Raw genomic sequence first — 23637 nt, forward strand, 5'->3', positions numbered from 1 at the left:
GGCGTCTCTCAGTGCCCGGACCGGGTGTCGACCTGCTTCATCGTGGCGATGAAGCTGGTCACGTCGCGGTCGCGGACGAACTGGGCCAGCGCCTGCCGGTACTTGACCTGGATCTCCCCGCCGATCCAGTCGTCGAGGTCGTAGCCGGCCTGGTCCGAGGCGGACTTAGGCCACAGCGCAGCGGCGTTCCTGTCATTGACGTCGGGGTACGCGCTTGCCGGGACCTTGGCGTTGGGCGCGACGAATCCGCCGAGCTTGGCCCAGATCGACTGCGCCGGGGCCGAGCCGAGGTACTCCAGCAGTGCCCGGGCGGCGGCCGGATTCTTGGAGTCCTTGGCTCCCACGAAGAGGTCACCGCTCACGAACTGCGGCGCGGGCGTGTTCCCGTACGGGGGCATGAGGAAGAAGGACAGATCCTTCCCCGGCTGGAGCTTCTTGCCGCACTCCTGCGGGTCGACCAGGTTGATGAAGGCGCCCTGGTTCTCGAAGAGGTACTTGCCCGCGACCCTCGCGCAGGTGGCGTCGGAGAACGAGCTCGACAGGGCGTCGTCCGGGAAGTAGGAGCCGATCAGGTCACCGAACACCTTGAAGGACTTGACGATCCGCGGGTCGTCCCAGCCGATCTTGCCTCGGGCGAGGTCGTTGAACGCGGTTGCGCCCGCCACGCGGAGGATCACCGAGTCGGTCCACTGCGTGAGGGGCCACTGGTCCTTGCCTCCGACCGCGAAGGGCGCCACGCCCGCAGCCTTCGCCTTGTCGAGGACTGCGGTGAACTCCGGCCACGTCTTCGGCACCGACAGCTTGAGCTTGGCCAGTTGCTTCGGGTCGTACCAGATCAGGGCGTTGACGTTGCCCTTGAACAGGACGGCGTCGGTATGCCCGTCAGATCCTTGGGCGATGTCCCGCAGCGACGGCGCGTACTCCCCATCCGCGACCCACTTGTCCCAGGTCGAGTCGAGGTTCATCAGCAGTCCTTGCTGGGAGAACGACCGGACCAGTCCGGGCAGGGCCACGGCAACGTCCGGCGGGGATCCCTGGGCGAACTGCTGGGTCAATAGGGCCTGGCCCTGGTCGAAGGGAAGAGGTTCGACCTGGACCTTGACCGAGGGGTACTTGGCCTCGAATCCCTTGATGACGGCGGCGAAGGCATCCCCCTCACTGCCGGTCCAGTTGGTAACGACACGAAGCTTGCCTTCGACCTTTCCGCCGCTCGAAGCAATGCTGGTCGAGCTGCCGCATGCGGCCAATCCGGCGAGGAGCAGCGCTGTCGCGGCTCCGGTCACGACATGTGCGCGTCTGCCCGTCATGAAGCTCACAGGTTCCCTCCGGGTCTTCTCAGTCATCAGCGGTAAGCCGCCGGAAGCATTTGTCATTGTGGAGTGACGAATGGGGTGCGGCCCAGACTGAAGGAGTGCTTCCGGATCTGTCAACCCCCTCCAGCTAGGAGAAGCCGAGCACCGGAGAACGGTGGAGCAGTCATGGCACCGTCGTCGTGGGTGCCGGGCTGCTGGGCCACCGGGCTGGGCGGGCAGCCAGTGGGAGGTATCCTCTTGCGGCTCGTCCTGGGGCGAACGCTCGGTGTTCGACGTCGGGACACGTCAGCCTTCCCGCCCCCTCCGCACCATCGGCAGGCTCGCCGCACCGAGGGCGGGCGCCGAGCCATACCGCTCAGGCTGCGGCTACCCGCTGCTGGTGCGCTTGGACAACGTCGACGAACACCTGGCCTGCCGGCTCCACCCTGAGCGCTTTATCCGACAGGCCCTTGATGTCTACGGCAACTATTGGTCACTGCTATTGACGCCGGCAAAGGTCAAGAGCAATGCTTTCGTAGCCACATCAACCGCAAGGATCGGGCGCTTGATGGCCGGTAGGGCGTTGCGCCAATGAAATACATGGGCGCTCCAACCCGTGCCGCACCTCCCGGTCCGAAGGACCGCGCTCCTCGGCCTGACGGCCCCATTCGAGCACTCGCCCGCCCTCATCGATGAGCGCGACCGCGTCATCGTTGGGCATGCGAACGCACCTCCCTCTTCGCCCCTGCCCCACCAGGCCGACAACAAGCCCGATCAGCGGAAGGCGCCTACGACGGGGAGTAACCCGATCGAGCGGCTGACATCGTGCGGGTCGGGGGCCACCCCAAAATCGAACATGCGAGCGAATATCGAAATGCGGTCGAGCTACCGCCCTCGGGGCCGCCGGGGAGCCGCCGCCAGCGCGAGGCGGACGGACCTCATGCGCTTTTAAGGGACTCCGCTCCGCGTGGGCGGGAGTCAGCAGGTTCCATTCCCGGAGCAGGCTTTCGGGACCGGTGGGAATGTGTGGCCCTGCACATCCGTGCTGGTGAAGCGGTGGCCTTTACCGCACGTGCACTCATAGATGCCGCTGACCGGGACCTTTTCTCCGGGGCGGTGCATACGGGTCTTCTCGTCCATCCTGACCTCGGAGCGATACAGCTTGGATAGTGCGACCCGCCTCCACGGAACGAGTTCCGTCCCGCTGGGCCGGCGCCCCCGTCGCCCTACGCGATGCAGCGTGCAGACGAGAAAGGCAACCTGGCAGCATGCTTTCGAGCGAGCCGCCCGAGGTCATCGTGTACCCGCCGATCGACAGCCATCGAAATGTGACTGTCCGTGGCTGCTACGCCGGAGCCGCGCATCGTATGGCTGACCTCCTCGACATCCTCCGCCGCTCAGGGGTCGACTGTGACCAGATCGAGTTGACCGATCCGGCGGTGGTGGAGTGGCGTGGGGGCGGTCCCGAGGTGTGGGAGTGACGCGGCTTCGCCCGAGTGGATGAAGCCGCAAGCCACCCCGATGGGACGTGCCCGGCTCGGGCCCGCCCGGTCCACGTGATGTGACCTCTCGCAGGGTCAGGCGGGCAGCTGCGCCGACCCCGCCCTCCGGGGCAACTCCAAGTCACACGGACTCCCGCAGAACGACGCCCACACACCGTTGCGATCCCAGCCAAGCGGCGTCTTGGGTGCTGGCGAGCCAGGTCCGCGTACGGTCGGCGAGGACGTGGCTGGCCGAGCCGTGCCGCACGTTATCCGATCCGCCGCTACATCATCTGGCGGAACGGGCACTCCTCTGACCAGCGCCTTCGCAAGGTCGTGACTAGGGCGAACATCGCCTGAATCAAGCCGTGTTGGCGTTCACGGCTGCGCTCAGGCACCAGCCCTTCTGGCATCACGTTGCCCGGGCCTGACCGGTCAGCCACCGCTTCACTTCGTGCCAGGCGGCCCTCTCTTCCGCCGCGGTGCCCCACCACCACCAGAAAGGCGAGTCGTCGGACGTCAACTCCTCCCGCCACCAGTCGAGACTGTCAGCCAGGTGACGGCGGGCGGCCGGTCCCGTCTCCGCCTCCCAGCGGGCGAGCCACGGGGCGACCGAGGAACTCGCGGTCACGCAGCTCTCGAACACCGCACACGCCGAAGTGGGCGGCGACTTCGTTCTCAGGGTCTGCGTCCACCATGCGTCCAGGAATCCGGTCACTGCCCCAGCCTGCTCGCGGGGCCACCGCGACCAGCCTGCCGCGGCCAGTCCACGGGCCATGGAATCGCACTCGGCCTCGCCCTCGGCGAGCAAGACGACGAGCTGCGGCAGAACCCGACGGATGATCGCGGGCTGATCGCCCCAGTGGAAAGGATCTTTCTGCGCGACCCGGCGGACGAGGTCCGCCGGGAGCGGGACGCCGGAAGTCCGCAGCAGCTCGACCTCCCCCTCATCGAAGCACCGGCCACAGCCGGCCTCGTCCGCTTGGGCCGTCATGCCGTCGAAGGTCTTCGCGACCCTCGCTATCGCAGCGACAAGGACACTGCCATCCGGAGAGGTCACCATGCATCCCATCAAGACTCCAGCAGGCTGCCCCAGCCGAAGAGAGCGACGTCACCAGGCGACAACTCAGCCATCCGAACAGGGCGAACCTTGCCTGATGCGGCACTAGTAGTGCTTGGTCAGGTCGGTATTGAGGTGGGTATGTCGCGGTGGCAAGTGGGGCAGGCGCCGGTCCAGGTAGCGAGGAGGATCTGCAGGTCACGGACGACCTGGTAGAGGCTTAGGCCGACGCCGCGTCTTTTGGGGCCCGCCCCAGTCGCTGCAGGGTGCAGAACGCATGGGCGACGGAGACGAGGGTGACGTGGTGGTGCCAGCCGTTCCAGGTCCGGCCCTCGAAGTGCGCCAGGCCCAGGGCCTGCTTCATCTCCCGGTAGTCGTGCTCGATGCGCCAGCGGAGCTTGGCGAGACGGACCAGGGTGGTCAACGCGGTGTCCTCGGGCAGGTCGGACAGCCAGAACTGGACCGGTTCCTTTTCACCCGCGGGCCACTCGGCCAGCAGCCAGCACGCCGGCAGCTCGACACCCTCGGTGGCCTGCCGGATCTCACGTCCGGCGGGCCGGATCCGCAAGACAACGAACCTTGAGTAGATCCGCTTGACGCCTGAACGGCCGGTGCCGGGCCGCGATCCCTCACGCCACTGCACCGGCCGTGCCGCCGTCCGGCCTGCCTCGATGACCAGTTCCTTCACCGAACGGGCAGGCTTGGGGTATTTCAGCCCCGGTGGCCGACCGGTCCCGCAGTACGCCTCGGTGACCGGTGCCGCATCGCCCGGCTGGGCCGACAGCGTGCTGGAGATTCCCACCACGTAGTGCATGCCCCGCGCGTTCAGGCCAAGCCGAAAAGCCGCGGCATCGCCGTATCCGGCGTCCGCGATCGCCAGCGGCACATCGATCCCCCACGAGCGGGTCTCATCGGCCATGTCCAGCGCCAGCTGCCACTTCTCGACATGGCCGACGTCCTCGGGGATGCCGCAGGCCGCACGGCGTGCAACCTTGTCCGGGTCCGCCTTCGGCGAGGACGGATCCCAGGACGGGGGCAGGAACAGCCGCCAGTTCACGGCCGCCGAGGCATGGTCACGGGCCAGATGGAGCGAGACACCCACCTGGCAGTTGGTGACCTTCCCGGCGGTACCGGTGTACTGCCGCGACACACACGCCGAGGCGTTTCCGTCCTTCAGGAAACCAGTGTCGTCAAAGACCAGCACAGTGGGCCGGATCACCGATTCCATCTTCCACGCCAGACGAGCCCGGATATGAGCCGGATCCCAAGGGCTGGTGGTGATGAAGTGGGCCAGCGCCTGCCGGTTGCCGTCCTCTCCCAGCCCGGCGGCCATCGGCTCGACCGACTTGCGTCGCACGTCAGTCATCAGACCACGCAGATACACCTGCCCCCACCGGCGCTGATCCTTGCGCGCGAACGGCTCGAACACCTCCGCCGCAAACGCCTCCAACCCACCACGCACCACAGCAACTTCGTCCGGAGTCACACCTTCCCAACGCCAGACCAGCCCAACAAGACACGCAACAACTCAGCCGACCTGACCAAGCACTACTAGCTTGTACAAACCCCGGTCGACGGTCTGGTCGGACGGCTGATGCATTACCGTGCGGGCATGGCTCAGGAGACGAACGGACTGCAGTATCCCTGGGTACGGCGCATCTACTCGCCGGAGTTCCCTCCGCGGCTTGGGGCCACGGGTTGGCTCGACCCGATGGCTCCGCGGCAGCGCAATTCCGAGGAGCCCGCGCTCGCATCTCTCGGCGACCTCGAAGCTCTCCAGGTGATCGTGCTGCTCGGTCCGGGCGGTATGGGCAAGAGCGCCGCCCTGAGCGACGAAAAGAATCGCCTCGGCACCGCGACACATCTGATTGATCTGGGGGCCCCGCATGTCGCCCAAGCCCCCGAGATGCATCTGGGAAAGGCGTTGCCGCCGACTGAGGCGGCGCCTTGGCATGTGCTGCTGGACTCCTTCGATGAGGAGGCTGGGCGGGACGTGATGGTGGCGCTCGGTGCCTGGCTGGACAAGTTGGAGGATCCCGCTCGTGCTGCCCTGCGTCTTCGCGTGGCGAGTCGCCCAGGGCTGGTGGCCCAGAACGACCGCCTGTTGCGCCTACTGCGGCAGGTATTCGGGGATGAAGCTGTGCACATCCGTGTCCTGGCCCCGTTGACGCGCCATGATGTGGAGACGGCCGCGCAGGCAGCCGGTGTGCGGGATGCCCATGCGTTCTTGACCGCAATCGAACGTCGTGCGCTGGTCGGACTGGCCAGTGTGCCGCAAACCCTTCAATCTCTCCTGGAGGCTGAGAAGTCGGGTGCGGCGTTGCCCGACACTGCGGCTGATGCCTATAGGCGGCAATGCGAGGCGCTGTGCGATGAACTGAACTATGGACGGCAGCGGCGGGCAGGCAGGATGCAGTCGGTACGTTCCGCCGAGCGGTTGGCGGGAGCGCTGCAGTTTTGTTCCTCCGCCCATGTGCTTGACGACGCGCGTGGTCGCATTGCTTCCTCCGGAGGGGTGGAACTCTTCCGGCTCACGTCTGGTTCTGCACCCGAGTTTGAAGGGGTGGCCGGTGGGTGCACGGAGGACGTGCTGCGTTGGCTGACGGATACCGCTCTGCTGCGTCCCGACGGGGCTGTGCCCGGGCGATGGGCTTTCCAGCAGCGGGATGTCCGCGAGTTCCTCGCGGCGGAGTTCCTGCTGCGTCGGCGCGTTGCCGATGATGTTCTGCTGTCACTGCTTCTGGTGGGTGACCAGGACGCGAGGCATGTCCCGGCTGTGCACCGCGAGGTTGCCGGCTGGGTTGCTCTGAAACGCGAGGTGGTCTTTGACCAACTCCTACGGCATGATCCGCTCGCACTGCTCGTGCACGACCTGCCTGTCAGCCGACGTGCGCAGGTCGTGGCTTCGTTGGTCGCGGAGACGATGCGCCGCGACACCGACATCCTGCCGCAGCAGCCCCCGACAGTCCTCAGCCGCCTGGACCATGAAGGTCTGACCGAACAGCTCGTGGACCTCCTGTCCCCGCCCGATCCACGGCAGCCAGCAACACGGCCGGATTACCGGCGGCTGCAGGCGGGCTTTGCCTTGGCGAAGGCTTGCCCCGGCCGGGTTTCGGGCCCTACGGTTCTAGACCTGGCAGAAGATGACAACATTTCTCCCGGGTGGCGGGCGGAAGCTCTCAGCCTCCTGCCAGATCAGCTGGAGAAGGACATCCAGGATCGGCTGGTTGGCCTGGCCGCGTCAGGCCAACCGGAGGTAGCCGCGGCCGCTGTGCTGCGGCTGTGGCCCGCGCACATGACCACCAGCGTGATGCTTGATGCGCTGGCGAGGAATTCGTGGGGCGGTATTTCGGCAGCACGGATCACCGATGCCCTGGGCCCGGGCGATCTGGACAGCGTCCTCGACTGGCTGACCACCCAGCTCAGCGGGGAACGTCACGGACAGGTCATCAGTGCGATGCATCTGTTGCTCCGCTGGGCACTGCAGCACTTTGTGCCGCTGCCTGATGCTGATGCGACGCTGAAGGACACGGCGCCAGGGTCGGACTCGGAGCCACTCGACCCGCGGCTGGTGACGATCTTCGCCAAGGCTGTTTCCCGGCCTCAGTCGTTTGACGAGCCTCTGGCGATCAACCCTTTCGTTGCCTTGAACGACGCCCCGAAGTGGCGCCGTCGGCTGGCAGCACAGGTCCTCGCCGCCGTCGACGATGACGACGTCCCCGAGCTGTTCTACGGACCTATCCCGCTCTTCCCGTCCTCGGACAGCCTGTACTGGGCGCGCCAAGCAGCCGCAGAACTCCCCAAGGTCCTAGACGACCGGCTGGGGTATCCGCTGCGCCTACCCATGCCGCCGCCGGAGGACCTCGCGGACCTGGCCGCGATACGTCAAAGCGACGAGGTGCTCGCCGAACGCACGCGGCCCTGGTTCACTCCCGCCGCCGTGCAGAAGCCAGTCCACGAGAGCGAGCCGACGCCCGACCCGGAGCATCTCAGGGCAGCCATCCAAGCCGCCGCCTCCGAGCTCTCCTCTGAGAACCTCCTCCGCCACTGGGACAGGTTGGTCCGTCTGCTCCACCCTCCAACGGAGCACGGCGCGCCCTGGGAATGGCGCCTGAACCTGGCCGAGACCTCGGCCTACGATGGGCTGGACGAGCCGATGCGGGCTGCACTCCAGCGTGTGGCCGACCGGGTGCTGGTCGACGCGGAACCCTTCACCGCCCTGGGCGTGGGCCCATCGGGTGTCTACCTCACAGATGTTCCGGTCCTGCAGGCTCTGACGTTCACGCAGGACCCACCGGAACTTGCTTCGGAGCAGTGGGCTGGCCTTGCCCTCGCGTTGACTGTATCGACGCGGTTAAACGGTGACGACGACGAGCTGCGGTTTCAGCTTCTGCGACAGTGCGTCAGCCGGGCGGGCGAGAGCTTTCGCGCAGTAGTGGCACCGGCCCTGGGGCAGTTGCGTGACGCGCAGGCACTTCTCCACACGGTCTATCGGCTTCTGCTCTTGGGGGATGCACCACTGACGGCTGCCTTGTTGGCATGGGACTCGTCCTTCGCCCGCTCTCTGGGAACCAGACGACCCGTACTCGAGGCCTTCGCCCGGTCCTCGGAGCCAGACGCGCTTGCCCATCTCCGCGCGATTGCCGGCCAGGATCCGCGGGGCATGGCTGCCCCTCAGCTGCAGACTTGGGCTACGACGGCCGATCTCCTGCTGCTGTACGGGGACCAGGACGATTGGCCGGCCCTGTGGACAGCGATAACCTCCTCTTCCGCGATCACGGCAGCCTGGGCCGAGTCAGCGGACCCGATGCCCCATCGCCTGCTCATGTTCAACCTCCCCCGCAGCATGCACTGGCCGAAGGCCTACTACGTCCTGGAACCGGCCGAAGCCGGCCGCCTGTACGACCTCCTCCACGCTGAGGGGCACGTCACGTATCCGATGCCCGGGCAACGCTTCCCCGTCAGTCGTCACCCCGGCGTCGCCCGCGCTGCACTGAACAACCTACTTCCCGAACTCATCGCCAGACGCGTCACTCCGGACGCGGTCACCGAGCTCCGCCGCCTCAGCTCCGCGCACCCCGATCATCCCGGGCTGCGGAGCATGGCCGCCGAGCACGCACGAGCCGTCGCGGCCCTGGGCGCTCCCATGAGCTGGAAGGAATTCGACGAACTCACCACTCACAAGGGCGCCCGGCTGATTCACAACCGTGAGGATCTCCAGCGGCTGGTCTTGCAGTGCCTTGCGGAACTCGACAGGCAGATCGGCGATTCACGCGGCTGGGCCCCGCTGCTGTGGAACCAGATCCGACGTCACGCCACGCTCCGCTGGCCGATCTGGGAGGAATCACTGAGCGACTTTGTGCGGAATTTCCTGGAGAACCGCCTCAAGGTCGACTACCAGGTGATCAACCGGGAAGTCGAGATTCAGCCTAGCGATATAGAGGGCAAAGTCCTCGACATCCTCATCCAGGCCTTCGACCCAAACCAGCCGGATACCGACGCTCTTGCCGTGGTGATCGAGGTCAAGGGCTGCTGGAACCCGGAAATCAAGAACAGCCTGTCCAGCCAGCTCGCCCGCGGCTACCTCGAAGGCCACCCGAACTGGGCCGGAATCTTCCTCGTCGCACACTTCGGCCACGACCACTGGCACCAACCCATGCTGCGAAAGCGTCACAAAGCTCCACAGTCACACACCGCAGCCAGCATCCGCGAGGAGCTCCATACGCAAGCCGAGCAGGAGCGCAACAACGGCTACCTAGTCGACGCCGTGGTTCTCGATTGCAGCCTCCCCACACCATCCCCACATGCCAAGCCTCGCAGCAACAGAACGCGACGCTCCCCCGCCCCGGACACAGCCCCTTCCTAACCGGACAGCGAATTTCCTTCAGTTGTGGAGTCCGGCGACCGGCTGCGGGACCGAGCGTCGGTGTTTACGCGCCCCAGGGAACGCGGGCGAGGACGAGTCCGCGGACGTCGGCGGCTCCAGTCGCTCGGAGTCAGAGCGCAACATGCTGGAGCTGTGAGCCGCTAGTGAAGACGTCGTCTACGAGCAGGATGGTGGATCCCCGGACCGCAGCAATCGCCGGGATCGAACTACCGTGCTCGTAGGCCGCATTCACTTCTACGCAGAGCTCTGCACGAGCCTGCCCCAGGATCTTGCTGTCCTTGTCGACTGGCTGCTGCCCTGATCTGTCCATCGAGGATTGCGATCATCGCGCACCACACATGCACACGGCAGGCAAACCCCGCCATGGTCTCCGCCCCGCTGCTGACAGCAGGAAATGCAGCCACAGCCCCGGCTCGCGTCGCCGGGCGGCGCGTTTGTGGGGCCCCGGGCGCGCCAGGCCGGGCGGGCTGTCAAATCCGTCGCGGCGCGGCGGCAGAAGCTGTCAGCATCAGTAAGACGATCACGAGGGCTGGGGGTATTTCGATGGCGACGGTGCAGCAGCCCACTTCCGCGCAGCTGCGAAAAGTGCAGTGGAAGTTGATCGACCGGGTGTTCGCCCGTTACTCGACCAAGTCGCTGCTGGAGGTGTTGGAGGCTGCACTAGCCTCCCCGGGCTGCTCACGCTTCCATGATCATCTGTTGTTGGGGTGGACCCGCGTCCTGCGCACGGCCCCGCACGCCGGAACTGAGGCCGGCGCCAGCGACCTGCCGGCAATGATGCAGGCCCTGATGGGTGCCGCGCCCGGGCGCGGCACGACAACCGAGGCCGAACCGAACGATCCGCGTGCGCTGGTGCGTTTCGAGATCGCAGGGCAACGGTTGCTGGTCCATCCCGGAGAGCTCGATCATCCCCTTCCTTTTCTGCGCGGGGCGCAGCTGACCGCACTTGCAGTTGATGACCAGTTGATCGCGGTGCACGGGTTCGCCTTGACCGACGTGCTCGAGCTGGTGCTGCACTACACCGACCATGCCGTCACCGCGCTCGCGCCGTCCTGGCCAAAGGAATACACGGACCGCGCCCCGGATGACATCGCGTGCGGGATCGCCCCCGGCGAGGTGGAGGCCGCCCGTACGCTCGTCGGCCTGGACCCGGCGGTACTGGCTGGCCGGTGCCGAGAGCCGGAGCGGGCCCGGCGGGCGCTGGAGTGGATGACCGCGGACCTGGCCGGACTGCCACTGCGGTACCACCCGGCCGGACGGCTGCTGGGCCCGGTCCTGGCCGTCCGGGCTCACGGCCGCCGGCGCATGGTCCCGGTCTCTGTCGCCCTGGACACCTTTGCCGCGGCAGCTGCCCGCCTGATCGCCGACGTCCCTGACCAGGACGCCGCCGAGGAGCGGCTTCAGGAGCTGACGGTGCATCGCACCGCGCAACTGCTCGGCCTGACCGAGGCTCCTACCCGGCTCAGGAACGTGGAACTGATGTCCGCGCCGGACCTGCGCTACGACATAGCGGTTGCCAGTGCCCTGGGCCGGGGCCTGTCCAGCAGGATCGAAAAGGCCCGCGCCGCGCTGCCCCCACCGGAGACCAGGCGCGGTCGGTTGGTCGTCTACGGCGGTCCCCTCGCCCTTGGCCCCGAACTCGTCACGGACACCGTCTACCTGCATGTCGAAGAGCTCGCCGACGTCCTCGCCGGCGCCGAGGGCAACCCGGCACTACTGGCGTGGTTCGTCGCGGAGCTGACCAGTCATCCCGGCGTTGCCGGGATCTTCCACCGCGATCCGTTGGACGCCTGGGATGCCTGGCGGAGCACGGGCACGCTGCTGATGCCCGGACCGGACCGGCAGGAGGTCGTCGTCGTTCCTCCGGCAGGGTTCGATCCGTCGTGGAGGTACGCGTCCGCCTGGGCGCGGTTCGACGACGTGCTGGCCGCTGCCGGGCTGCCCGGCGGGGTGCACTGGCGTTCCGCCCGGATGGCCGACCCCGACCCCGGCGTTCCCGGACAGCACGCTGATGTGGTGTACCCGGGCAGCAATGACACCGCTGGGCTGGTGGTGCGGGTCAGTACGGTCCCGCCGCTGGCGGTCGTGGCGAGCCCATCCTGTGACCCCGGCACTGTCCTGGGCCTGGAGGACATGGCTGGCCTGGCGGACAGTATTCGCACCACCTTGGCTGCTTCCCCGGTTCTGGCCGGCCACATGGCGCTGCCCGACGGTGCTCCGGTCGTCATCACATTGACCGAGACTTCGGGTTCCCTCCAGGCCCCCTTTCCAGAGCCCGAGGAGGCCGACGGCGACGGCGAGGATCGGGACCCTGCAAACGCGCCGGCCAAGCAGCTGCCGGTCCGGGTTGCCACCGACCCCGCCACCGCGAGGATCGGCATCGAACTCGACGCGCGACTGTTGACCACCTTCACCGGCGACGGGCACGCCGGGCATCAGGTCCTCGGCCAGCTGCTGCACCAGCTGACCGACCGGATCCGCCACGGCCGCGATGCCGGACCAGGCACCAGCCTCGAGGAGTTCGCGGCCGCCTGGGACGCCGCGCACCCGGTGCTGCGCTTGACGACCACCGCCACCTACTGGCCCGCTGTCGCTCCCCGCTACACCCTGCCGCGCTCCGACCACCTGCACGCCCGCGCCCGGCGCACCGCGGCCGCCGCCGTCCGCGACGCCGGCGTGCCGGCCGGGACCTGGCACGGACCGGACGCCTACGCCAGGGGCGGACCCGGCGAGAAACTACTGCACGCCCTGGAGGCCGAACTCGGCCAGCAGATCCAAGCCCACGAACCGCGACTGGTCACCGAGCTGGCACGGTACCTGAACGCGGCCTGGGCAGAACGCACCCGCGGAATGCACGAGGCGATGGTGAATCTTGCCGCGCCCTGGGCTGCGAACTGGGAACAGGAAGCAGGCCGACGCCAGGTGGAAGCCGCCACCGCCACCTCGGCCCTGCAGCTCCTCCTTCAACACGCGATCGTCCACCCGCCCGCCGGTGACTGGACGGCGGACATGGTGGCAGTCGCAGACCTGGTCGCCCTGGCCGAGCTGGTCCTGCACTGCGGCACCACCGCCGTCGCCGCCTCCAGGGGTCTGCACGACCTGCATCTGGCGATCGACCCGAGCGGCGCGTTCACCCTCACTGAGCAATCCCAGGACAAGGAGCAACCCGCCTACGAGGGGACCGGGCCGACCCACCTCGGGTTCGACGTCGACGCCTACCAGCATGCCCGGCACAAGCGCTTCCTCGCCCGTTCCCGCACCGCCGAGCCCGATGCGAACGACTCGTCCGCCGACCCGGCGGCCCTGCTCGGCGCGTCTGCGCGTACTCCGGTCCCGTTTGCGCCGCCGCGCTTGCCTCCTGGCAGTCCGTTGGCCCAGGCCGACCAGCTCCTTCATCAGCACTGGGGATTCGGCTTTGCTGCATTGCACGCGGTGCTGGCCACCGCCGCCGACTGGCCCACCGGCTCTGACGGCATCGCCAGCGTCACCCCCGAGGCCCTGGCGGCCGAGGCCGCCAGGTGGTCTGGGCTGCCCGACGCCGATATCGAAGCCGCGGTCGTCCGGCTGCGCCTCCACCCGGCCAACGCTGCCCCCGCCCACGCACACGCCTACACCGAGGTCGAACGCCGTACCCGGCTCACCACCCATCCCCTCATTGACCACAACGGCAAGCTGCTGCTCCTGCCCTGGCTCCTCACCAACACCCAGGACCTGTTCGGCACCTACCTCGACGAAGGCCGGCTCCCCCACCCCGACCTGCCCCAGCCCGTAAAGAACGCCCTCAGCCGCCATGGCCAGCGCCTCGACAAGCAACTCGAATCCGACATCGAAGCCGTCGCTCACAACCTCGGACTCCCTCACCGCAGCCGCCTGCTGGAGAAGACCGCTGCCCAGCACGGTATCCCCGACCTGACGGGCGAGATCGACCTCCTCGTCGCCGACCCCACCACGGCCAGGCTCTGGGTCCTCGAAGCGAAGAACCCCGAAGGCGCCGTCGCTCCCCACAACGTCCGCCAGCACATCCAGAAGTTCCGCGGTTACCAGCGCACCCTGCTCACCAAAGCCGCCACCATCCGGACCCACACCACCGCAGCCGCCCAACTCTGCGGGGCGGACACCAAAGACATCGACTGGACCGTGATCCCGCTCATCGTCACCTCCGCCATCGAGCCTGCCGCCTTCCTCGCCGACCCACAGGTCGCCTACACCACCGCAGAGCTCCTCCCCCAGGTCCTGGCCGACCCGCGAAACCCGCACCCCGGCTGGAACGACCCCCAGGACCAGGCACCGTGACCCTGCCACCCCAACCGGCGGAAGCTGCCTGCAACATGGCGGCGGTACCGAAGTCTCACTGCCGGCCCGTGACAGGGCCCGGCCAGGTTACGAAAATCCAGTGCACACGCGAGTGGGCCGGCCACAGCGGACGGGGGAGCACGCTGCGACCGGCGCGCAAGGCTCCCCCCTCCTTTTCCGGCCCCAAGCGCCGGATGGCGACGCGTGGAGGGGCGCGCGCTGTAGTGCAAAGGACGCCACGCGCCCCGTGGCGTCCTGCACGCCTACCCCATTCAGCCGGTACTGGGGCGCGTCGGCGCCCCCATCTGCGGGTGTAGGCAGGAAGCTCGTCGTGTGAGGTCGGGGCAGCGCCGGGCGGAACCCCGAGCACGGCGCCCGTCCGCTGAAGGCCTGTGCTGCCACTCCCAGCAGGAGCATCCATCGACCACCTCACCCGGCGCAGGCGCAGCAGCGCCTGCGTGAACGCCCTGGTTCGGCAACCGGGCCGATCAAGGATGCAGGGTCCCGAACCTACGCTGGAGCGGCGGTGTCGCCCTCGGTGACCTCGTCCGGTGAAGGTGCTTCCTCCGCGGTGTCCTTGCCTGGTTGCATGGCCGCCTGGACGTCGCCGATGAGGTTGATTGTGGTGATCCGTGGTCGCTGTCCCAGGCCGTTCAGCGCGATGATCGAAACGAGTCCCCAGAGGATGGCGGCCAGGCCCGCTGCGGTGTCCCGTCCGGATTCTCCGGTCCCCGCCCATGCCATCGCGACCGTACTCAGCCCCCACAGCAACCATGTCAGCCGGGCCGCGAAAGCGTGAAGCACGGTGGACATCACCAGCGCCACAATGCCGAAGCCGAGCCACAGGACATGCGCGGCCGAGGGGGTCAGGGGCAGGTCAGCGGTGTGAGCCTGCAGGAAGCGCGTGACCGGTTCGTTGATGGTGCGTATCGCTAGGTACATGTGGTGATCGGCATGGAGCGTTCCGGTGACTTTGACCAGGCCTGCCGCGATGGCGTACAGGCCAGGTATGACCAGGGGTATCAGGCAGATCCACATCCACACGGGGGCGTCGCGCCATCTGCCAGACAGGACGGTCTCGAGGTCGTCGGCGCGGCGGTCGATCCATTGCGGGTCCGTCACCATGAGCCAGGGCCGCTTCTTGGGAAGCCCGGTGGATTGGTCCGGGGACTGGCTCGGTGCTCGCAGGTCCGCGGAAAGGTCGGTAAAGGCTGCGCGGGTGGTGCGCTGCAGAGCGGGGTCGTAGCCGGCAACGGTCACAACGAAGAACAAGATCATCCACGGCACGGTGAGCAGCCACCACCATGGACCCCAGGACAGGCCGGCCTGCACCGTGGCTGCTGCCCCGGCAGTAGCCAGCGCGGCGGTCAGGCAGCGCAGTACACGGGGCGCAAGGGTGGCATAAGTGACCGACAGCGGTCGCGGCAGGGGTTCGTTGCGTGCCGTCGCGCGGACCCACGGCCACAGGGCAGCAATCAGGTGCCAGGGCTCGGCAACCAGGACAAGTCCGGCCAGGGCGATCGGGTCGGTGATCAGGATCCAGCCGGGCGTGTGCACGGTGAGGGCCACCACATGGAGCGAGGCACCTCCGGCGGCTATCAGGCAGCCGAGGGTGCGGCCCAGCAGCGTCGTGGCGGTGTACCAGCGCTCGCTGCGCCGCACCGTGATGTCGGTGGCCGCGGTGGAGGCCGCCAGGCCCATGTGCGCCGCCGCGTCGCTGCGCAGCGCGTGGCCGTGGTCGAGCAGAGTGCGGGCAGTACGCAGAGCCTGGGCAGGGTCAGCCAGAAAGGCCTCCTGGTCCAGGTCCGGTCCGAGGGGCTCCGGTTCCTCTGCGGCCTGCTGGTCCGTGGGGTCGACCAGACGGAGCAGGGCGAGTTCTTCCTCCAGTTCAAGGCAGCGCCGGCGTGCGGCGGCAGCGAGTGCCTCCGCCTCGTCTCGGGCTTGTCGGGCCTCGACGAGGTCGTGTTCGGTCTGCTGGAGCTGCTCGATGGCGCGGGCGAGGTTCTCCTGGGCCTGATCGGCATTCGTGCTGTCCGGCGAGGCGGCGGCGAGCTGTTCGATCTGCAGGCGCAGCTGGGTGTTGAGTGCGGACAGCAGGACCACGAGTTCCTGGGCTGTGGCCAGGTCCTGCGCCAGACGGTGGCTGTTGGCGTCGGCCTGGGCCAGGCGGCCGCGGCTCTCGGCGACATACCGTGCCGCGGGTGCAGCGCCCAGCGGTGGCCGCCGTACTGCCACGTCTGCACTCGGCGGGTGGGTCGCCCGCTCCCACAGCCGCATGGCCCGCGTCTTGGTCGTCTCGAGCTGGCCCGGTGGGGCGGTGGCCTGGACCAGTTTCAAGACCACGTCCATCGGCGGGACCGTGCCCGACAGATGGTTGCCGATGCTCGAGCGGGACCAGTTGAGCTCCTTGGCAAGGTCGTCGTAGGTCTTGCCCGACTGCTCGCGCAGCTCGCGAAGGAACTCGGCTAACACGCGGGCCTGGGGTGTCTCCGCCCGGATCGGCGCCGGCTTGCGGCCCCGCTTGCCCCCACCTGCCATCCACTCCCCCATCAGCGCATTCATTTGTCCTGGACATACCCAGCAATGTCCAGAGTCGACCTGCGCGAACCCTCCGCGGGCGGTGTGGACAATTCCCGGCCGCCGCAAGCTCAAGGGGTACCGCTCAACCCCACCGCTTTCCGGGAGCCGACTGATGCGTACCACCGCCTCCACAAACCGCCGTTCCTCCACCACCCGACACCCTGTCCACGGCTCCTCGGCCCGCCGCCGCATGCGCACCCGCCACGGGGACATCGGCATCGACACCGCCACGAGTCTGCTCATCGACCTTCACCGCACCCCGGACAGCGCCGGTGCTCTGCCGCGCGGTCGCGCTGCCGGCCGCTACAGCTGCCTGTCCTGCGGGCGGACGCTGGAGCTGTGCGGCCCCCGCGACCACGCCGACTTCACCGCCCGCTTCCGCCACACGCGCCTGGAGCCCGATCGCTGCCCGGCGCGACCCGAGCACCTGGCCCGCGTGCGCTCTGCTGTCGCCGACGCACAATCGCTCGCCCACGAGCTGACCGCCTCCGTGCCCACGGTACGGATCCAGCTGGCCGTCACCGCCGCGGAACCGGGCGCGATACCCGTACTGTCACTACGGGTGCACGCCCCGTCCGGGATCAGCGTGATCCACCTCCCCCACGGCGAACTCGCCGGCCACCAGGCCAGCCGGATCCTTGCCGTCCGGGACCCTGATGTCCGGCAGTGGGTCCTGTTCAACCGTCATGCCCCCGCCCATTACCGCACGGCCGGCCAGATCCACGTCCGCACCCGGCGGCAAGACCACCACATCGACAAGATCACCCCCACCCCCGGCCAGCGACGACTCGCCCAGTCCCACCTCGCCGTGGCATGGCGCGACCATGGCACGCTACTCCTGCCGTTCGGCGGGCACCCCGTCACCCATCAACCGCGCACGGGCGAGAACTGGAGCGGACCGGCAGCGTCCTGGCAGCAAGACTGGAAGATCAGCCACCCCAGGCCCGCCGACGGCGCTGTCTGGTGGGGCCTGCTTCCGTTGCCCCTGCGCGCGGTGGTCGCACCCACCCTGCTTGGCGCAGCGACCACTGCGATGGCAGAGCTGGAATCAGCCCAAACCGGCCGCGAGGCCTACCGGCGCAGCAAGGCCCGCGAACGCTACGCCCTCCAGGCCAGCAGCCGCCCCGTCAGACCACAACAACTCCACCTCCCGATAGCTACCGCCACCGCAGCCGCCACGGAACCGGGTCCCCAGGCAGCCGGCGAGCATCCTCCGACCACTGCCGGCTCGGCGCCCGAACTCCGAGCCATCGCCGTCCGGCAAAGTCGGCCGCGCCGGTGGCGTCTCTGGCGAAGCCTCCTGGCCCGGCTACGCCGCCGCTGAACAGGTCAACGTGAGGGCCACCGGGGTGCCGGTTCGACGGGCATAGTCACCAAGACCCGGCAGGCCCGGACGGCGCTCGGCAACTTACGCGGTCAAGGTCCGGACCGACGGTCGGTGCGCCTCCTGCAGCGCGGCGTTCTCGACGAGGCGCAGCTGGGTGAAGGCGGCGGCCGTATCGCCAGCGGCCGGGTGGAACGCCCCCTGCACCGCGATCTGGTGGATCTCGATGACCGCCCGCCGCGACCGCGACCGATCTCCTTGAAGGCATCACCAAGGTTCCGCCCCCCCTTGCACTTTTCCGGTCACAGGCAACGAGGAGTTGATCGTCTTCGAGCAGGACATCGACCAGCCTCACGAAGGCGCCATCGTCACTGCAAAGGCCTTCGCCCTTGCCATCGCAGCTACTGACCCGCCACGGGCAAGCTGCTGCGGAGCGGCGTTTCCGGCGTGCTGCGCGTGACGTCCTGGATGTGGCGCCGTACGGGATCAGGTGACCGCGCGGCTTTGGCACGTTGCGGGCTCAGGTCGGGTGAGGACCGCGGAGCGGGAGGCGCAGGGATTGCCCTGTATCAGCTTCCCGCCGCGCGGTCCCCGGGCAGCCGGCACGCCAGGGTCTGTCAGTCACTTCTCCACCGGTGTGCGGCTGTGCCTCGCCATTCGACCCAGCGCGGGTCGTCCACCACCAGGTCCGGCTCCGGCAAGCCAGCCGAGCGCAGGATGAGCAGCGGGTCGTGCTCGGAACACGCCGTGCCGACGTAGTCGTCCTCCATCCGGTCCTCGCGGTGCATCGTCACCAGCCAGCCGCCGTGCGGCGACAAGCCGTGCACCACAAACCGCGCACCCTCCATCACCCCAGCCTGCCGCACGACCAGAACCTGTGCAGTCCAGCAACCGGCTTCCTCACCCCTGCCCCGGGCAGGGCCACGCCACCGCCGTTGGAGTGGAGGCCAGCCCTGGCGACGCCGCGCCTTCCCTCAGCCACGCCACGGATCGAGTTCAGTGAACCGTGCGCGCCTGCGTCACCATCACCGCCGGTGCGCGCAACTGCGGGGCCCCCCGGCCCCCCTTGGGCCCCGCCCACGACTCACCGCTCCCCCGAGACATGGCAGCCCCCCGATCTTTCCCGTCACCGGATTGGCACGTCGGAGTTTTGTCCACCAAGCGTGCGGCCGTCACTCACGACAGCCCTCAGTCGGCGTCGGGATGGCCGGACTCCTCGAGAAGCCGAGCCGCCAGGTCGTCGGCCCACTGCACAGCCCAGGAGCGCAGCGCGGCAATCGTGGTGTCGTCGAGGCCGTAGGCGGCGAAGGCTTCGTCGTCGGTCCACTCGGCGCCGGCGAGGTTGGCCTGGAGGTCTTCTCGTTCGAAGCGGCCCCGGGCGTGTCGGCGGCCGAACTCTTCCAGGTCGGTGGTGGACCAGCGCCGGGAGGCAGCGAACACGTCGATCAGGTCCCGAGGGGCGCCCCGGTCGCCGAGGGCGCGCACTTTGGTTCCGATCACGTCTTCCTCGGCAAGGACGGGCCCGTAGGGACTGTGGGTGATGGGTCGCCAGAAGATCTCTTTGAGGATGTCGACCTCGCACTCCTGCCTCGTGGCGGGGTCGGACACGGTGAAGCGGGCGGACAGCGGGGCGATCTCCAGTGACTGCACGTGCCAGCCGCGTGCTTCCAGGCCGGTGCGGAGTGTGGTGGCGATGTCGGTCATGGGTGCCGGGTTCTGCGTGGCGACGTCGAGGTCCTGGCTGGGGCGGTTGACCAGGCGGTGGGCGCGGACGGCGTAGCCGCCGGTGAGGACGAGCGGGTAGGGGGAGCCGAGGGCGATGACGTCGGCCAGGAGCCGCGCGTGCAGCTCCGGCATGTCCGTCACGCGGCGGCCCGGGCGCGGTCGGCGAGCTGGGGGAACGTCTCCTCCCACACGGCGCGCACCGTGCGTCCGACCAGGCCACGCAGGACGGGCCACATCTGCACGAGGAGATCCCGGTTGAGGTAGAGGGGCAGGTCGTCGTGCAGTCCTTCGTGCAGGACAGTGCGGTACAGGCCTATGCGCTGGCGGGGCTTTTCCAGGTCGTACGAGGTCATCCCCGACCAGGCGACATGCAGCGGCAGATCCACGACCCCGCGGGCAGGCCCGCGCAGCTCGTCCAACGAGGCCGGCAGACGCCGCCGGAACTTCTCCCGGTACAGCGCCAGGTCCTCGGCGTACACGCCGGACGGGTCTGCGGTCCCCGGCACCGGGGGCTGCGAGCTGGCTGCCATGCCCCCATTATGGCCTCGGGACGACAGCGGGCGAGGCCGGACCCCGCAGCGCGCGACAGGTCAAGGTCGCGCAGGCCGTCACGTCGGGCAGCGCCCGGGTCCGCCGCGGCTGGCGGCGACCAGGGCGCAGGCCGGTACGTGCAGGTGCCGGCCCGCTTCGGCGGGGGCGCGGCGGATGAGGCACGCGCCGAGGAGGTTGCCGCGGCCTGCGGCACCCAGGACAGTGTCATCCCAGACGACGTCCACGCCCTGGCTCACGGGCTGGTCGTGGCCCGGGGCAGGCGGCGGTCGAGTTCGGCATCCAGGCCGTCTTGCTCGGCTGGAGTGGGGGCGTAGCCGTTCCACTCGTTCAAGATGGCGCAGGCCTGCTCGGCGCGCACGGCGCGCTCGGCAGGGGTCGGGAGGCTGTCGGCCAGGCGGGCCAGATAGGCGCGCAGCGACAGGCCTTCGGCGGCGGCGATCTCCGCCAGCCGGTCCCGGGTCTCGGCAGGGATCCGGACGTTCACATCGGGCACGCGGGGTCTCCGTTCACGGTGCTGCAGGACCCTACAGGGGGGTTCGGTTGCGTTCCCGTGTCCGCTTCTGGGACGCGCGCGACACCCGAGACCGGCGGACGAGCCGCAGGCCGGCCCGCGGCCGGCAACGGGCCGGTACGGTGTCACACCCGGACGCCTTGGCTCACCCACGTACATGAGCAGTGCGTGCGGGCAGGAACAAGGTGCCGGCGGCGGTGGCTGTCCCAGCGTCGCAAGAGGAGGAGCAGGCGTGAAGAGCGTCCGGCTGCGCGAGCATCAGGTCGAGGCGAACGCGCGGATCCGGCAGTGGGCGGGATTCCCCACACGCTCCCCCGTGCCCGCCGAGGGGGCGCGGGCCACGCTGGTGTCGGCCACGGGGTCGGGAAAGACGATCACCGCCGCGCAGGCTGCGCTGGACCTGTTCCGGCAGGGCCGGATCCTGGTCATGGTGCCCACCCTGGACCTGCTGGTGCAGACCGCCCAGGCGTGGCGCCAGGTCGGGCACCTCGCGCCGATGGTGGCGGTGTGCTCGCTGGAGGGCGACGAGGTCCTGGAGCAGCTCGGGGTCCGGGCGACGACGAATCCGGTGCGGCTGGCGCTGTGGGCGGGATCCGGGCCGGTGATCGTGCTGGCCACGTACGCCTCGCTGGTGGACCGCGACGACATCGACGACCCGGCGGGCCTGGGACGCGTGCGGGGGCCGCTGGAAGCCGCGCTCGCCGGCGGGGCGCGGTTGTATGGGCAGCGGATGGGCGGCTTCGACCTGGCGGTCGTGGACGAGGCGCATGGCACGGCCGGGGACCTGGGGCGGGCGTGGGCGGCGATCCACGACAACACCCGCATCCCCGTCGCCTACCGGCTGTATATGACCGCGACCCCGCGGATCCTTGCCGCGCCCCGGCCGCCGGTCGGTAAGGACGGCAGCGAGCTCGAGATCGCCTCCATGAGCGACGACCCGGCCGGTACCTACGGCCAGTGGATCTACGAGCTCGGCCTGTCCGAGGCCATCGAACGCGGCATCCTCGCCGGCTTCGAGATCGACGTCCTGGAAATCCAGGACCCCGACCTCACCCTCGACGCCTCGGAACAACAGGTACGCGGCCGGCGCCTGGCCCTCCTGCAGACCGCGCTGCTCGAACACGCCGCCGCACACAACCTGCGCACGGTCATGACGTTCCACCAGCGCGTGGAAGAGGCCGCCGCATTCGCCGCCAAGCTCCCGGAGACCGCAGCGGAGCTGTACGCGAGCGAGCCGTCCGAGCACGCCCTGGCCGAAGCCGGCGCGCTGCCGGCGTCGTCGATCGACGCCGGCTTCTACGACCTCGATCCTCACCGGCACCCGGCCCCGGACCGCGTGTGGGCGCAGTGGCTGTGCGGCGACCACCTGGTCGCCGAGCGACGCGAGGTGCTGCAGCAGTTCGCGCACGGCATCGACGCCCACGGACGCCGCATGCACCGGGCGTTCCTCGCCAGCGTCCGGGTCCTGGGGGAAGGCGTCGACATCACCGGGACACGGGGCGTGGAGGCCGTCTGCTTCGCCGACACCCGCGGCTCGCAGGTCGAGATCGTGCAGAACATCGGCCGCGCCCTGCGCCCCAACCCCGACGGCCGGGCAAAAGTGGCGCGGATCATCGTGCCCGTCTTCCTGCAGCCTGGGGAGGAACCCGACAACATGATCGCCTCAGCCTCATACCGGCCCCTGGTTGCCGTCCTCCAAGGCCTGCGCTCACACTCGGAGCACCTCGTCGAACAGCTCGCCAACCGGGCGCTGAGCCGCGGACCGCGCACGGTCCACGTGCAGCGGGACGCCGACGGCCGCATCATCGGCACCACCGGCGGCGCGGCAGAGGACGGGTCCGGCGACAGGAACCAGGCGCAGGGCGCGGTGGAGTCGGCACTGTTGCACTTCTCCTCGCCCAGGGACCCTGCCACCATCGCTGCGTTTCTGCGCACGCGCGTCTACCGGCCCGAGTCCCTGGTCTGGCTCGAGGGCTACCAGGCGCTGCGCACATGGCGGACCGAGAACGGCATCACCGGCCTGCACGCGGTGCCCTATGACACTGAGGTTGATCTGGGCGTGGTGCGGTTCCCGCTGGGGCGGTGGGTCAACCAGCAGCGAAGGGCGTTGCGGGCAGGGGAACTGGAGGAACGCCGCAGGAGGCTGCTGGATGAGCCCGAAGCCGGCATGGTGTGGGAGCCCGGCGACCAGGCCTGGGAAACCAAACTCGCCGCGTTCCGCGCCTTCCACCGCACCCACGGGCACCTCGCCCCCAGGCAGGACGCCGTCTGGAGCGACGGCCCCGACGGCGAAACCCACCCCGTACCCATCGGACAACACCTGGCCAACCTCCGCCGCAAAGGCGGCCTCGGCAAGAACCCCGAACGCGCCGCAACCCGCGCAGCACAACTCGCCGCCGTCGACCCCGACTGGAACTGCCCCTGGCCACTGGACTGGCAACGCCACCACGCCATCCTGGCCGACCTCGCCACAACCGAACCCGACGGCACGATCGCCGGCATCGCACCCGGCGTCGTGTACGAAGGCGACGATCTCGGGGCATGGATCGCACGGCAGTCCGGGAGCTGGGCCCAGCTGTCCGAGGAGCAGCAGCGGCGGCTGTCGAAGCTGGGCCTGACTCCCGCCGAACAGCCCGCCCCGGTGCCCGTCGAAGGGGCAGCCCCGCGGGCTGGGAAAACCTCGGAGGGCTTCCAACGCGGCCTGGCAGCCCTCGCCCAATACATCGCCCGCGAAGGCCACCACCGCGTGCCCAGAGCCCACACAGAACCGATCACGGTCCAGGCCGCGGAGGGTGAACCGGCGCAGGAGGTGCCGGTTCGCCTGGGTGTGTTCCTGAGTAACCACAAGACCCGACGCAACCGGCTCAGCCTCCAGCAGCGCACCGCGCTCGCCGAACTCGGGGTGGAATGGGCGTAACGCCCTATGCGGCAG

14 protein-coding genes are annotated in these 23637 nt (G+C 68.9%); 5 read left to right on the forward strand and 9 right to left on the reverse strand.

Features of this window, described 5'->3' with window-relative positions; translation table 11 throughout:
• Positions 1-8: 8 nt before the first annotated feature.
• Positions 9-1307 carry an extracellular solute-binding protein gene (locus tag OG937_00565; protein ID WUD70324.1) on the reverse strand — a complete coding sequence of 433 codons (1299 nt, stop codon included), beginning with the start codon at positions 1305-1307 and terminating at the stop codon, positions 9-11.
• Positions 1308-2560: 1253 nt separating this feature from the next.
• Between OG937_00565 and OG937_00570 the strand changes: the two genes are divergently transcribed.
• Positions 2561-2773, forward strand: a complete 213-nt coding sequence (locus OG937_00570; GenBank protein ID WUD70325.1) for a hypothetical protein — start codon at positions 2561-2563, stop codon at positions 2771-2773.
• 412 nt (positions 2774-3185) lie between these two features.
• Here OG937_00570 and OG937_00575 read toward each other — a convergent pair whose 3' ends face one another.
• The gene (locus tag OG937_00575; GenBank protein ID WUD70326.1) at positions 3186-3836 is read right to left on the reverse strand and encodes a hypothetical protein; all 651 of its coding nucleotides are present in this window, start codon (positions 3834-3836) and stop codon (positions 3186-3188) included.
• Between the two features lie 217 nt (positions 3837-4053).
• Positions 4054-5319, reverse strand: a complete 1266-nt coding sequence (locus OG937_00580) for an IS701 family transposase (GenBank protein ID WUD70327.1) — start codon at positions 5317-5319, stop codon at positions 4054-4056.
• 126 nt (positions 5320-5445) lie between these two features.
• On the opposite strand from OG937_00580, the gene OG937_00585 reads away from it, so the two are divergent.
• Both OG937_00585 and OG937_00590 read left to right on the forward strand, forming a co-directional pair.
• Positions 5446-9699: a hypothetical protein gene (locus OG937_00585; protein WUD70328.1), complete on the forward strand. Its 4254-nt coding sequence runs from the start codon at positions 5446-5448 to the stop codon at positions 9697-9699.
• Positions 9700-10263: 564 nt separating this feature from the next.
• Positions 10264-14013 carry a hypothetical protein gene (locus OG937_00590; protein ID WUD70329.1) on the forward strand — a complete coding sequence of 1250 codons (3750 nt, stop codon included), beginning with the start codon at positions 10264-10266 and terminating at the stop codon, positions 14011-14013.
• Positions 14014-14523: 510 nt separating this feature from the next.
• On the opposite strand, the gene OG937_00595 is transcribed toward OG937_00590, so the two are convergent.
• Positions 14524-16575, reverse strand: coding sequence for a helix-turn-helix domain-containing protein (locus OG937_00595; GenBank protein WUD70330.1), 2052 nt, complete (start codon positions 16573-16575; stop codon positions 14524-14526).
• A gap of 130 nt (positions 16576-16705) precedes the next feature.
• Between OG937_00595 and OG937_00600 the strand changes: the two genes are divergently transcribed.
• Complete coding sequence (locus tag OG937_00600; GenBank protein ID WUD70331.1) at positions 16706-17917, forward strand: hypothetical protein; 1212 nt, start codon at positions 16706-16708, stop codon at positions 17915-17917.
• Between the two features lie 617 nt (positions 17918-18534).
• On the opposite strand, the gene OG937_00605 is transcribed toward OG937_00600, so the two are convergent.
• From OG937_00605 to OG937_00625, 5 genes are all read right to left on the reverse strand, one after another.
• Positions 18535-18765, reverse strand: coding sequence for a hypothetical protein (locus tag OG937_00605; protein WUD70332.1), 231 nt, complete (start codon positions 18763-18765; stop codon positions 18535-18537).
• Positions 18766-19105: 340 nt separating this feature from the next.
• On the reverse strand, positions 19106-19774 hold the full coding sequence (locus tag OG937_00610; protein ID WUD70333.1) for a nucleotidyl transferase AbiEii/AbiGii toxin family protein: 669 nt from the start codon (positions 19772-19774) through the stop codon (positions 19106-19108).
• A 5-nt stretch (positions 19775-19779) separates the two neighbouring features.
• Complete coding sequence (locus OG937_00615; GenBank protein WUD70334.1) at positions 19780-20172, reverse strand: hypothetical protein; 393 nt, start codon at positions 20170-20172, stop codon at positions 19780-19782.
• Between the two features lie 78 nt (positions 20173-20250).
• Positions 20251-20430 carry a hypothetical protein gene (locus OG937_00620; protein ID WUD70335.1) on the reverse strand — a complete coding sequence of 60 codons (180 nt, stop codon included), beginning with the start codon at positions 20428-20430 and terminating at the stop codon, positions 20251-20253.
• Positions 20427-20687 carry an Arc family DNA-binding protein gene (locus tag OG937_00625; GenBank protein ID WUD70336.1) on the reverse strand — a complete coding sequence of 87 codons (261 nt, stop codon included), beginning with the start codon at positions 20685-20687 and terminating at the stop codon, positions 20427-20429. The genes OG937_00620 and OG937_00625 overlap by 4 nt, the downstream gene beginning before the upstream one ends.
• Before the next feature lie 250 nt (positions 20688-20937).
• On the opposite strand from OG937_00625, the gene OG937_00630 reads away from it, so the two are divergent.
• Positions 20938-23622 carry a Helicase associated domain protein gene (locus OG937_00630; GenBank protein WUD70337.1) on the forward strand — a complete coding sequence of 895 codons (2685 nt, stop codon included), beginning with the start codon at positions 20938-20940 and terminating at the stop codon, positions 23620-23622.
• Positions 23623-23637: the final 15 nt, after the last annotated feature.

The sequence above is a fragment of the Streptomyces sp. NBC_00510 genome (genome assembly GCA_036013505.1).
Taxonomy (GTDB): Bacteria; Actinomycetota; Actinomycetes; order Streptomycetales; family Streptomycetaceae; genus Actinacidiphila.